The organism is Pseudarthrobacter woesei (assembly GCF_055412745.1).
Genome location: NZ_JBVAYU010000005.1, coordinates 12,712 through 25,274, shown reverse-complemented (window position 1 = coordinate 25,274; position 12,563 = coordinate 12,712). Strand labels below are relative to the sequence as shown.

At 68.4% G+C, this 12,563-nt stretch carries 7 protein-coding genes; 2 read left to right on the top strand and 5 right to left on the bottom strand.

Going from position 1 to position 12,563, the window contains the following annotated elements; genetic code table 11:
• Positions 1 to 92: 92 nt before the first annotated feature.
• The 5 genes from ACZYZE_RS08960 to ACZYZE_RS08940 all read right to left on the bottom strand — a co-directional run bounded on the left by ACZYZE_RS08960 (position 93) and on the right by ACZYZE_RS08940 (position 10,220).
• A complete protein-coding gene (locus ACZYZE_RS08960) occupies positions 93 to 6,260 on the bottom strand; it encodes an Ig-like domain-containing protein (protein ID WP_463907384.1) in 6,168 nt (2,055 codons plus the stop codon).
• Positions 6,261 to 6,401: 141 nt separating this feature from the next.
• The gene (locus ACZYZE_RS08955) at positions 6,402 to 7,724 is read right to left on the bottom strand and encodes an adenylate/guanylate cyclase domain-containing protein (protein ID WP_459319729.1); all 1,323 of its coding nucleotides are present in this window, start codon (positions 7,722 to 7,724) and stop codon (positions 6,402 to 6,404) included.
• The gene (locus tag ACZYZE_RS08950) at positions 7,714 to 8,319 is read right to left on the bottom strand and encodes a PH domain-containing protein (RefSeq protein ID WP_459319730.1); all 606 of its coding nucleotides are present in this window, start codon (positions 8,317 to 8,319) and stop codon (positions 7,714 to 7,716) included. Before ACZYZE_RS08950 ends, ACZYZE_RS08955 begins: the two co-directional genes overlap by 11 nt.
• The gene (locus tag ACZYZE_RS08945; RefSeq protein WP_459319731.1) at positions 8,312 to 9,256 is read right to left on the bottom strand and encodes a biotin--[acetyl-CoA-carboxylase] ligase; all 945 of its coding nucleotides are present in this window, start codon (positions 9,254 to 9,256) and stop codon (positions 8,312 to 8,314) included. Before ACZYZE_RS08945 ends, ACZYZE_RS08950 begins: the two co-directional genes overlap by 8 nt.
• Positions 9,257 to 9,329: 73 nt before the next feature.
• Positions 9,330 to 10,220 (bottom strand): SDR family oxidoreductase, encoded by an 891-nt coding sequence (locus ACZYZE_RS08940; protein WP_463907383.1) that lies wholly within the window; start codon positions 10,218 to 10,220, stop codon positions 9,330 to 9,332.
• Between the two features lie 461 nt (positions 10,221 to 10,681).
• Between ACZYZE_RS08940 and ACZYZE_RS08935 the strand changes: the two genes are divergently transcribed.
• Together ACZYZE_RS08935 and ACZYZE_RS08930 are read left to right on the top strand one after the other, a co-directional pair.
• Positions 10,682 to 12,265 carry an acyl-CoA carboxylase subunit beta gene (locus ACZYZE_RS08935; RefSeq protein WP_459319733.1) on the top strand — a complete coding sequence of 528 codons (1,584 nt, stop codon included), beginning with the start codon at positions 10,682 to 10,684 and terminating at the stop codon, positions 12,263 to 12,265.
• Positions 12,262 to 12,513 carry an acyl-CoA carboxylase subunit epsilon gene (locus ACZYZE_RS08930; protein ID WP_459319734.1) on the top strand — a complete coding sequence of 84 codons (252 nt, stop codon included), beginning with the start codon at positions 12,262 to 12,264 and terminating at the stop codon, positions 12,511 to 12,513. Before ACZYZE_RS08935 ends, ACZYZE_RS08930 begins: the two co-directional genes overlap by 4 nt.
• The last annotated feature ends 50 nt before the right edge of the window (positions 12,514 to 12,563 follow it).

Sequence of the window (12,563 nt, the reverse complement as noted above, 5' to 3'; positions counted from 1 at the left end):
GCCCACTCCCCGCGACAGCCTACCGAACGGTCCGGAAGCGCGCGATGGGGAGGTCTCCCCGCCGGCCGGTGGCCGCCCGGGGCCCGGCGCGGCTATGGCGTTGCTCCTACCGGGAAGGTGCACCGCGGAACGCCGCTTTGGCCGGGCGGGCCAATCAAGGTGTGCGTGGAATTGATCCAGCGCGTCGCGTTCGGGGAGCCGCGCATGATGTAGTACCACTGGCCGTCGCCGCTGTAGTAAGTGCCGTGCGGCTTCCAGCACATGACGTCGAACGAATCGAACCGCGACATCCAGGGTCTGGTGTAGCCCGACTTTCCGTCACAGGTGCGGCTGCTTGGGTCGCTGTCGTCGTAGGACGTGGCGCCCGGCAGATCAGTGCAGCTGCGGTCCATTCCGGTGTTGAGCCGTGTTGCCCAACTGGTCTTCTGCGTCCCGGATTGGGCGGTGGCCGTGGCGATCGGACCGCCGGTGCCCACGGAGTTGACGGTCTGGACCTGGATCCGGTGTGGTTCGCTGAAGCCGCCGGTGTTGATAGTCCGGCTTCCCGAGGCCGGGACGCGCTCCCAGCCGCCGTTGTCGATGAGGATCTGGGTGTAGGCGACGTCGTTGGTCGTCGTCGACGGCGAGCTCCAGCTGAAACTGAGGTTCCGCTGGTTCTCGGCGCCGTTCTGACCGGACGCCGCGGGCGTCCCGGCTGAGCCGTACGGCGTGGCGGTGGCCCCGGCGCTGGCGTCGGAGCTCGGCGCGACGCTCGAGTTGGCCGTCACGGTAACCGTGGTGGCCTGGCCGTTGTTGAAGCCGCCCACCTTCTGGCCGGGAGTGATCGCGCCGGTCATTCCGCCGGGGCTCGCGTAGTAGGTGTAGCTGACCTCACCGGGCTGGGAGCCGTTCCGTCCAGCGGCGTCCAGTTCCCGGAAGTTGATGACCACGGCCCTGCCTGCGCCGCCGGTGTCCGCCGCCGTCGCGCTCACGCCGGAGACCTGGCCGAGCTTGCCGGTGGCGCGGCGGGGTGCCGAGGCGGCGCTGACCGCCCCCTTGCCCGCCTTGTTCTCGGCCTGGACCGTGAAGGTGTAGCCGGTTTCGGAGTTGTTCGCGGTGAAATTGGCGGTCCGCACTGTCCCGGCAATCATTTGGGTCTGGGTGGTGCCGCCGCCGCCGTTCATGGTGACGTAGTAGTTCCTGATGGCGTCGCCGTTGGTGTTCGGCTCGCTCCAGTTCACCTTCAGCTGGTTGGAGGTCCCCACAGCGGACGCGACCGACGTCGTCGGAGCTGCCGGGGCGGCCGGGACGCCGGCCGGGTTGTCCTCGGCCGAGTAGAGGCCCCACTCGGACGGGCCGAGTTCGTTGACGGCCTGGGCCCGGACCTTGTACCGCACGCCGTTGGTCAGTCCGGGCCAGGTGTAGCTCAGGCCGGCCACACCGTTCTTCACCGCGATGCCGCTGGCCGGCGGCGGGGAGATCTCCAGGTTGTAGTTCTTCACGGCCGACCCCTCGGTCTTCGCCGCGGGCCAGGTGACCACCATGTTCTTGTCCCCGGCCTTGACCGTGGGAGACTCCGGCGGCGAGGGCTTCTCATCCGGCCGGATTTCGTTGGAGGCCGGAGACGGCACGGACTCCCCCACCTCGTTGGTGGCGGTGACGGTGAAGACGTACTTGACGTCGTTGGTCAGTCCGCTGAGCGTGCACGTCGTGGTGGCGCACTCCTGGCTGAAGCCGTTGCTCGAACGCACCGTGTACTTGCTGATGGTGGCGCCGTTGTCCGAGGGCGGAGTCCACTTGAGCACCGCGGTCCGGCTGCGCACGTCCGTGGCGCTGGGTGCCGACGGGGCGTCCGGCTTGTCCCGGACCGTGATCCGGACCCGGCCGTCGGTCTGCCGGGAGACGTCGCCGGTCTTGTCCATGACGGAGTAGCGGAGCACCATCACGCCCTTGAAGCCGGGGGCCGGGGTGAGCGTGATCGAGTCACCGGCAACGGCGGGCTGCCCGGCGGCGGAACCGGTTTCCACCGTGGCGGAGACAATCTTCAGCGGGGTCTCACTGAAGGGGTTGAAGTCGTTGGCGAGCACGTTGATGGTCTCGGTCTTGCCGGCGTTGGCCTTCTCGATCACGTCCTCGTTCGCGACCGGCAGCGGCCGGCTGGAGGCCACGACCGCTACCGTGACGCTGGCCTTGACCGGCTCGGAGCGGCCGTCAGTGACCTTGAGCGGGATGCTGCCCTTCCAGCCGGCGGCCTTGGCGGAGTCCGCCGTGACCTTGAGGGTGGCACCGTCCACGGAGGCCTTGAAACCCTCGGGCAGCGTGCCGTCCAGCTCAAACGAGAGCTTCTCCTGATCCCCGGAGTCCACGTCCTTGGCCAGGCTGCCCAGCTCCAGGCTTGCGGACTCGGCCTTCGGCACCTCAAGGGAGGCTCCGCTGAAGCTGGGCTGGTGGTTGGCGTCCGGATCGGGGATCACCTTGGTGATGATGCTGAGGGTGGACTTGAGGCCCTGCGGATCATCCGGGCCGGTACCATCGGTCACTTCGAAGGTGACGGAGCCGGGGCCCACGTAGTCCGTGAGCGCGGCGTAGCGCAGCGCACTGCCGTTTCCGGCCACCACGTTCTGCGGGTCTGCGCCCTGCACGCGGACCTTGTCCACCTGGGTGATCCGTGGCGTGCGCCCTTCCCTGACCCGGACGTACTCGTTCAGGTCCAGGTTGAGCTGCTTGCCGGCCATCACTTCGGCGGCGTCGGTCCTGGCCAGGGTGGGGTGCTGTTCGCCCTGGCCGGGGACCCAGATGACCGCCGTCGCGCTTTGGCCGTCGACGTCGGTGACGGTGTACGGGACCAGCTGGTCCTTGGGCGCGAGGGCCACCCGGACGGTGCCGTCGCCCGCGCGGGCGTTCGGGTTGCCGTCGGGCAGGCTGATCCTGAGGTCGGCGGCGACACCGTCCGGGTCGGCGTCGTTCTTCAACACCGGGACGTCGACGGCGGACTTGCCCAGCGTCTCAGCCGGCGTGACCACGTCGTCTTTGGCGACGGGGCGCTTCAACGCGGCGTCCGGGCTGACCCGGACCCGGATGACGGCGCTGCCCTGGGCCTTCTTGTCGTCCTGGATCTTGTAGCTGACGCTTTCGTTGCCGGCGGTGCCGGGGGCGGTCAGGAGCACCTTGCCGCCGTCGGCCGCCTCCACCCCGAGCTCGGGGCGGGCCTCGAAGCCGTTGCCGACCAGGCTGATCGGGTCGCCGTCCGGGTCCGAGTCGTTGGTGAGGGCCTCGACGGCGATCTTGCGGCCCGGCCGGACATCGATTGAGTCATCGGCGGCGATGGGCGTCTGGTTGTTGGCTTCCTGCGGGGCGATGCCGACGATCACCGTGCCGGTGTTTTCGGCGCCGATCCGGTCGCGGACGCGGTAGCTGAAGGTGTCCGTGCCGGCGCCGTTGCCGGCCGCGGTGAATTCCAGGTAGCCGTCCTTGACCACGGCTGTGCCCATCGCGGGGGCCTTGTCCACGCCCGTCAGCTGGACGGAGTCGCCGTCGGTGTCCACGCCGTCGAGCGGCACGGGGATGCGCACGGTCATGCCGGCCACCACTCGTGCGGTGAGGTTCTTCGGTTCCGGGCGGGTGTTGCGTTCGTCGTCGCGTGCCCGGATGCGGATGGTGACCTGCTGGGAATCCGATTGCCCGGAGGCGTTGGTGACCTTGTAGATCGCGTAGACCGTCTTGGGGACCTCGCCGGCAATGAAGCGCAGCGCGCCGCCGGAGGTGAAGATCCGGCCGTCGGCGGGGTCCGGCTGCTGGGCGAGGACGGGTTCGAGGGTGAGTTTGCCGCCGTTCGGGTCGGTGTCGTTTTCCAGCACCGGGATAGTGACGACGTCCCCGGCGCGCACCGTCGCCTCGTCCGGTTTCGCCTGCGGCGCCTGCAGCTTCGAGGGTGCGGGGACCACCAGGACGGCGATTTCCCCGCTCGCGGAGGATTTGCCGTTGGAGATCGTGTATTTGACGCTGAGCTGGCCCTGGGCACGGACGTCGGTGATCCGGACGACGGAGTGGTCCAACACGGACACGCTCACCGGCAGCCCGTCCGCGGCGGTCACGGACTGCACCACCAGCACGCCTCCCGAAGGATCGGAATCGTTGCCGAGGACGTCCACCAGGACGCTGCCGCCGCTGGGCAGCAGGGCAGTGTCGCGGACCGCCACCGGGGCTCCATCGCCGCCGCCGGGGACGACGTCGACGCGCACCAGCTGCTGGGCGCTGGCCGGTCCGTTGGTGACGAGGTAGGAGACGTAGTGGGCGTTCAGGGCCGTCGAGTTGAATGTGAACGTCTGCTGGTCCGCCCCCATGGTGGCGGTGGAGTTGCCGTCCGGGGTGACCTGCGCGAGGCGGAGCGCCCCGCCCTGCGGGTCCGAGTCGTTCTTGAGCGGGGCGATCACGGTGTCCACCCCGGCGACGGCGACGAGGTGGTCGGCGTTGGCAATCGGCGGCAGCGCGCCCGCGGCGCGGACGTCGACGGTGACTTTGCCTTCGGCGGTGGAGCGGCCGTCCGAGACGGTGACCGTGACGGTTTTGCGGCCGGGCTCGGAGCCGGCGTCCTGGAAGCTGAGCAGTCCGTCGGGCCGGACCTTGACCTGGTCGCGGGGGTCGCTGCCGGCCGCGCCGACGACGAACAGGTCGTCGCCGTCGGGGTCGATCCAGTCGGTGAGGATGTTCTGGCTGACAATCTTGCCGGCCTGCACCACGAGGGTGGTGTTCCGGCTCGGTTTCTGCCGCGGGGCGGCGTTCTCCCCCGGCGGCACGATGTTGAGGGTGACGTCGGCGGTGGCGGTGAGTCCGCGGCCGTCGTCCACCGTGTACTTGAAGGTTTCCGAGCCGGACTTGTCCGCCCCGACGCTGGCCTGGAAGCCGGTGGCGCCGTAGATCGGCGCGAGCAGCCCGGATTTGAGCGGGTCCGGGGTGCGGACGGTGAGGATGTCGCCGTCGGGGTCGGTGTCGTTGTCCAGTACGGGAAGGATGGTGGTTTTGCCGGCGCGCACGCCGTACGTGTCGGGCTTGGCGGCGGGCGCGCTGTTGGGTTTGGTGCGGTCCGGGAGGACAGTCTGCTGGACCTCGTCGGCGGAGTCCTTGTCCGCGTCGTCGGAGGTCTGCTGCGGCGGGATGACGTCGTCCCAGTTGTTGACCAGCTGCATGTTCTGGTTCACCAGCCACACGTTGCCGGAGTTCACATCGTTGAGGACCACCAGGTCCCGGTTCACCCGGAACGCGTACGACGGCGACGCGGACGCCTTCGGGACCGCCACCGTCTTATCATCCGCATCATTCACGCAGTCCCGGACATACTTGTTCGCCCCGGACCACGCCGCATGGATACAGCCGCCCAGCTGCACCGGCGCCGCCGGCACCCCCTGCCCGCCGAAACTGACGGCCTTCGCCGTCGAACCGTCCAGCGGCTGCCTCAACAGCGCCTTCGGCGTGGCAACCGCCACCGCGTCCGCCGCCGGACCCGAGAGCTGCAGCTTCGCGTCCCGCGCCTCCGCCAGCGCCAGCTCACGCCCGCCCGGCAGGAACAACTTCCCCCGGCCCGCGTCCAGGACCACCGGCCGGTCCCCCACGACAGCGAGCTGGAGATCCCCGGCGCCCTTGAGCCCGTCCCAGGAGCTGGCCTTCGTCTCTGTGGCCTTGCCATCGGCGTCCACCGAGGTCACCGTGACCTGCCCGGTTTTCGGATCCGCACTGTAAATCCGGTCATCGGACCCCACCGCCGAAACGGTCCCCTCCGAGCCCTTCAGGACCGGCTCGGAGTTCTCCTCGTCGAAGCCGTTCACCGTGGACGGTGAGAGCGCCCACACCGTGCCTTTGGCCGCATCCGTCACCGAAATGACCTTCGAGCCAAAGCTCACCTCGGCCGAGCCGGGCAGCTTCTTGTCCCCGCCCAGCCGCATCTGGGCCGCCGACACCTGATTCAGGGTCGACCCCGAACTGTCATCAACAAACACCGTCCCGGCATCCTGCAACACATCAAACGTGGAGCTCGCCGGGGTGACAGCACCGTCCAGGACCCGGGAGGGATAATTGAGCCGGCCCACCGCATTCTTGGACTTCGACACCACCCACACACCGCCGTCGTTCAACTCCACCTCCGTGGTCTTGAACCCCGGATAAATGACCGCACCCGCGACCAGAACCGCCGCCACAGAGGCGACGGCCGTACCGGTGATGAAGCGGCGGCGGGCGGCGGGCCTGCGCGCCGTTTTTGGCCGCAGGCGTGCCAGGAAGCTCTTCATGGTTGCGTGGTCCCCCAGGTGTCACGGCATCAGGCATGGCGAAGCGCGAATGTATAGCCTAATACCCCGACTATCCCATATAAACCATCGAATTGAGAAACGCGTCCAGGTGGGGACCCGGCCCGGGCCCTGGTCCAGTTGCTAGTCCAGGACCAGGCCGCGGCCGCTGCCGCGCAGCAGCTGGACCGGATGGATTTCGCCGAAGCCGCGGACGTCCTCGGCCGGTCGCGGCAGCAGGACAAAGCGTTCGTCGTTTTCCAGCGCGGCGGCGGTCATGGAGTCCACCAGCACCGTCCCGGGATCGGCCAGGGCGGTAAGCCGCGCCGCGAGGTTCACCGTGGGACCGTAGATGTCGCCCAGACGGGAGAGGATGCGGCCCCAGACCATGGCCACGCGGGCCTCGGGGAGGATCTCGTCCTCGGTGAAGGCGTGGCAGAGGGCCAGCGAGATCTCGGCGCCGGCCGCCGGCGTCTCGGCAATGTAGAGGACTTCGTCGCCGACCGTCTTGACCAGGCGTCCGCCGCCGACGGAGATGATCTCGGCGCACTTGTTCTCGAAGCGCTGCACCAGCTGGGCGAGCGTCTTCTCGTTCATCCGGCGCGACAGGCTGGTGTAGGAGACCAGATCCGCGAACCCGACCGCCCGTGCCAGCGGCAGCGGTGCGTCGTCCTCATCCCCTTCGCGGCCTTCCTCGCTGGACGCCAGGCCGGCTTCGGCGCGCACGGCCAGGCGCTGGACGCCGGCGTTGAGCTGGCGGCGCCAGGAGTAGACCAGCATTTCCTCCAGCGCGTCCACGAGCGTCGGCAGCTCGCTGACCAGGCGCTTGCGGGCCACAGCGTCGGAGACGCCCTGCTGGTGGACCATGTCCTCCACGAGGGCTTCGATCTGCCACACCACCATGCGGTCCGTCATCTGGCCGATGGCACGGGTGACGGAAATCGCGGCTTCCTCGGTGAGCTTGCCGGCACGGACCAGGTCCACCACGGTGTTCAGCGCGGCCTGGTCCCGTTCGGTGAAGGCAACGTCCTCGTCCCCAATGTTCGGAAAGCCCAGGGCCCGCCAGAGTTTCCGGGCCGACAGCAGGGACAGCCCCGCGCCGGATGCCACTTCGCGGCGGCGCAGTTTGCGCTCCCCGCCCAGCAGCCGGTGTTCGAGGGCCTTCAAGGCAACGCGTTCGGCTGACATGGTGCCGGTGGGAGGCGCGACGGCGGGAGCCGGCTCGTCAGCTGCTTCCGACCCGTCGTCGTCGTCGGCCGCGGCGGCGTCGTCGGCGGACGGCTCCGAATCCGTGTCCACGGCGTCGGCGGGTGCGGCAACTGGCTCCGCGGCCGGTTCGCCGGCGCTCTCGGCCACGGAGTCCAGGACTGCTGCTTCGAGGCTGGCGGTCTCGACGACGGCGTCCGGGACCTGCGACGCTTCTTCGGTCAGGAGTCCGGTCTTATGGTGGACGTTCTCAGCGCTCATCTCTTCCACCTTCTCTCGTCTCCCACGGCCATGCCGCATTGGGGTTATGCATTGTGCCCTCGGCACCAGGGACCTCCCGCGGGAGGTCATTGACGGCGTCAAGGATGAAGTTTTGGAACGTCGCGACTTCCGGGACGTCGGGGACCACCGTGGCGGAGGGGTACCCGGTATCCAAGGATATATTCCCGGACCGCATTAGCCGTTGGAGCAACGACTGGTGGACCACCACATTACGGACGGCGGCCAAGGAAACCTGCTGATCGCGGCGCCTTAACATGCCATAACGGGCAATGAGTCGCTGACTGGTCAGTGTGTACCGGGTGGCCTGCCAGGTCATGACCCGCGGCAGGCAGTAGCCCAGCAACACCCAGGCCGCGAGAGCCACGCAGACGCCGATCAGCCACGGCGTCCACTCCTTCGTCTCCTTCGCGATGATCGGTGCCAGCTTGGCCGGGCCGCCTTTCACGATCCAGGCGCACGCAAAGGCGGCCAGGGCGGGAACAACTATGAACAGCAGCGCCGGAACAATCAGAGTCCGGGGCTGCGGCCGGGTCACCACAATCACTTGCTCGCCCGGGAGGAGCTCTTTACGCATAGCCGCTTTCGGCGCTGCCGGCGCTACCGCTACTGCCATCGTTTCCCTCGCCCGGCGGGGTCCAGGGGCGCAGGTGCACCACGTCGCCGGCGGTCACCACGTGCTCGTGACCCGCGGAGTCCACCACCATAAGGGAGCCGTAGTCGTCCAGGCGCGTGGCGTGGCCGATGATTTCGTGGTCGCCGGGAAGCTGGGCGCGCACCTGCTTGCCCAGCGTCGTCAGGAGGTGCTCGACGCGCTTGTGCAGTGAAGGGCCGCCGGCCATCCCCGCGGCGGGGTCGCCGTCGGCGTTGCAGAAGCTGCGGTAGAGCATGGCGAAACGGGAGAGGTAGCTCTTCAGCAGCGCAGTCCGGTCCACCGTCGTCGGGTGTTCCAGGAGCACGGAGGTGGCGGTGGGGACCGGCAGTTCGGCGTCGGTGAGCGTCACGTTCAGCCCGGTGCCGAGCACAACAGGGGGCACGGCGCCGCCCTCCAGCGGCCCCAGCTGGGCGAGGATTCCGGCGATCTTCCTGCCGCGGACCAGCACATCGTTGGGCCACTTGAGCTCCGCCGGGATCCCTGCCGTCTCCAGCAGCGCCTCGCGCAGGGCAAGCGCCGCGAGCAGCGAAAGCCAGGAGTAGCTCTGGGTGGGCAGCGGCCGGCCTTCGGCGTTGAGCGGCCGGAGTACCAGCGAGACGGAGACGGAGCTGCGGGCGGGTGCTTCCCAGCGGCGGTCCAGCCGCCCGCGGGCGGCGCTCTGGTATTCGGCGGCGAGCACGGTGAGGTCCGGGAACGCGCGGGGATCCTCGGTGACACCGCGCAGCAGATCCGCGTTGGTGGATCCGGTGGTCGCCACCACTGTGAGCCCCGGAATGCCGTTGGCGGAGAGAAACGCCTCATCACTGAGGGCATTCAGGTCAAGGGGCGGACGTTCCGGGGTTTCCTGCGCGGCTTCCATGCTTTGAATCCTACCGAGTTACGGCCCCGGCGGCTCCGGCCGGACGGGCCGGGCGCCGGGATCCGCAGGAAACTCAGAGGAAAATGTCAGGCACCAGCCGGTTTTCCGGGGCGCCAAGGCTGTACGGGGTGAAGTCGGTGACGCCGGCTGCGGCCAGGACCTGCTCGTCGGTGTAGAAGTTCCCGCTCCAACTGCCCGATTCGGGGATCGCGTTGCTGGCGGTCAGCACGGCATGCGCCGCGTCCGCCATGATCTCGGGGCCGCGGGCACCCTTGACGATCATGTCCCCGCCCGGCATATTCCGGATGGCGGCCGTATTGATCAGGGTGCAGGGCCACAGGGAGTTGACGTTGATGCCGTCGACCTTAAGTTCCTCGGCGAGGCCAAGGGTGGTCAGGCTCATGCCGTATTTGGCCATGGTGTAGGCAAGGTGCAGGCCGGCCCATTTGGGGTCCAGGTTCAGCGGCGGGGACAGCGTCAGGATCTGCCCGGCGTCGGATTCGCGCAGTGCCGGCAGGGCAAGCTTGGAGAGCAGGAAGGTGCCGCGGACGTTGATGTCCTGCATAAGGTCGTAGCGCTTCATGTCCACCGCGTCCGTCGTAGACAGGTCGATCGCGGAGGCGTTGTTGATGACGATGTCGATCCCGCCGAAACGTTCGATCGCGGCGGCAACCGCGCCGGCCACGTCGTCGTCGTTGCGCACATCCCCGACCAGCGGCAAGGCCTGGCCGCCGGCCGCCTCAATCTGTTCGGCGGCGGAATAGACCGTGCCTTCCAGCTTGGCGTGCGGCTGGCCGGTCTTGGCCATCAGGACGATGTTGGCGCCGTCCCGCGCGGCCCGGGTGGCAATCGCCAGACCGATGCCGCGGCTTCCCCCGGAGATGAGGATGGTGCGGCCCTGGAGGGAACCGGCGGCCTGGTACGGCCCTGCAGCGGCGCCCGAAGCATCATTGCTCGAAGTCATGAGGACACTCTAGCCCATGTTACTGGCTAGTAACATTTCCGGCCGCTGCCCCCGCCGTCGTTCCGCGCGGCCCCTGACGCTCCTGCCCGGTTACTTCCCGCCCCGGCACAAAAATCACCGGCCAGCCCCGAGAAAATCAGGGGTCGCCCCGGGCTTTCCGCGAGCAACCGGGCAGGAGCGCAGCGCGCGGGCCGCACTGCCACCCAGCGCCGCCACCCCGCCCTGCCAAGCAGTGCACTGGTTACCCCGCGCCACCCCGGCCCTGCCACCCGTTGCGGTCACGGTGAGAGTTGGAGCGAAAATTGTAGGTTTTCTACAGCGGTATGGGCCAATCGCGTCACTAGACTTGCCATCAAGGCCTTGCTTTTGTGGATTCCAACTAAAGCGCCACGCGGGACAGGGCCAGCGAACTTCAGCAGTAACAGTGCCAGAACAATCAGCGACAGAGCCGGAGACACTTGATGAGCCACGATCTGACCACGACTGCGGGAAAGATTGCCGACTTCCGCGACCGCCAGGCCCGTGCCGAGCAGCCCTCCGGCCCGGAAGCGATCGAGAAGCAGCACGCACGCGGCAAGAACACCGCCCGCGAGCGCATCGACCTGCTGCTGGATGCCGGCTCCTTCGTCGAGTTTGACGCGCTGGCCGTGCACCGCTCCACCGCCTTCGGTATGGAGAAGAAGAAGCCGCTGGGCGACGGGCTTGTCTCCGGCTACGGCACCGTCGACGGCCGCCCCGTGGCGGTCTACAGCCAGGACTTCTCCGTTTACGGCGGCTCGCTGAGCCAGGTTAACGGCGAAAAGATCGTCAAGGTCCAGGAATTCGCGCTGCGCAACGGCTGCCCTGTGGTGGGCATCCTCGACGGCGGCGGCGCCCGCATCCAGGAAGGCGTCGCCTCGCTGGCCATGTTCGCGGATATCTTCCGCAACAACGTCCACGCCTCCGGCGTCGTCCCGCAGATCTCCCTCATCATGGGCCCCTCGGCCGGCGGCGCGGCGTACTCCCCGGCCCTGACCGACTATGTGGTCATGGTGGACAAGACCTCGCATATGTTCATCACGGGTCCGGACGTCATCAAGACCGTCACGGGTGAGGACGTGGACATGGAGACCCTCGGCGGCGCCCGCCAGCACAACGCGAACACGGGAACCTCCACCTACCTCGCCTCCGACGAAGCCGACGCGATCGAGTTCGTCCGCGAACTGCTCGACTTCCTGCCCTCCAACAACCTCGCCGAGGCTCCCGTGCTCGAGCACACCCAGGAGCTGGAACTCGACGACGACGACCTCGCCCTGGACACGCTGATCCCGGACTCCGCCAACCAGCCGTATGACATGCGCAAGCTCATCGGGCAGATCGTGGACGACGCGCACTTCCTCGAGATGCAATCCCTCTACGCCCCGAATGTGATGATCGGCTACGGCCGGATCGAGGGGCACACCGTGGGCATTGTGGCCAACCAGCCGATGCAGTTCGCCGGCACCCTGGACATCGCCGCCTCGGAGAAGGCCGCCCGCTTCGTGCGGCACTGCGACGCCTTCAACGTCCCCATCATCACGCTCGTGGACGTGCCGGGCTTCCTGCCGGGCAAGGACCAGGAGTTCCAGGGCATCATCCGCCGCGGCGCGAAGCTGCTCTACGCCTACGCCGAGGCGACCGTGCCGAAGCTGACCGTCATCACCCGCAAGGCCTACGGCGGAGCGTACATCGTGATGGGCTCCAAGAAACTCGGTGCAGACCTCAACCTGGCCTGGCCCACCGCGCAGATCGGCGTCATGGGTGCCCAGGGCGCGGTCAACATCCTGTACCGCCGCGAGCTCGCCGCGGTGGCGGAGTCCGGCGGCGACGTCGAGGCCAAGCGCTCCGAGGTCATCCGGCAGTACGAGGACGAGCTCCTCAACCCGTACCAGGCTGCCCAACTCGGCTACGTGGACGCGGTTATCGCCCCGTCCGAGACCCGGGTGCAGATCATCAAGGGCCTGCGTGCCCTGCGGGATAAGCGCGCCAGCCTGCCGGCCAAGAAGCACGGGAACATCCCGCTGTGACCACGGTCGAGCCCGTCGATGCCCCGCTGGTCGAGCCGGCCGCGCCTCGCATCGAAACCCTTCTCTCTGTCGTCAAGGGCGAACCGACGGCGGAGGAACTGGCGGCGCTGACCGCCGTCGTCCTCTCGCTGGGCGGCGGCGAACCCGCGGCGCCCGAGAAGCCGAGCGCCCGGCACTGGATCCGCCGGCAGCAACTGCAGCTGGCGCCGAAGCCCGGCCCCGGCTCGTGGAAGCGCAGCCGCGGCTAGTCTTCACGGCGTCCGAAGGGTCCCGCGGGAAAAGTTCAGCAACCCTTTCA

What these genes read in the sequence shown, in the direction of transcription:
- ACZYZE_RS08935 (WP_459319733.1), top strand. Translation starts at nt 10,682, where the DNA reads ATGAGCCACGATCTGACCACGACTGCGGGAAAGATTGCCGACTTCCGC.
- ACZYZE_RS08940 (WP_463907383.1), bottom strand. Translation starts at nt 10,220, where the DNA reads ATGACTTCGAGCAATGATGCTTCGGGCGCCGCTGCAGGGCCGTACCAG.
- ACZYZE_RS08955 (WP_459319729.1), bottom strand. Translation starts at nt 7,724, where the DNA reads ATGAGCGCTGAGAACGTCCACCATAAGACCGGACTCCTGACCGAAGAA.
- ACZYZE_RS08960 (WP_463907384.1), bottom strand. Translation starts at nt 6,260, where the DNA reads ATGAAGAGCTTCCTGGCACGCCTGCGGCCAAAAACGGCGCGCAGGCCC.
- ACZYZE_RS08945 (WP_459319731.1), bottom strand. Translation starts at nt 9,256, where the DNA reads ATGGAAGCCGCGCAGGAAACCCCGGAACGTCCGCCCCTTGACCTGAAT.
- ACZYZE_RS08950 (WP_459319730.1), bottom strand. Translation starts at nt 8,319, where the DNA reads ATGCGTAAAGAGCTCCTCCCGGGCGAGCAAGTGATTGTGGTGACCCGG.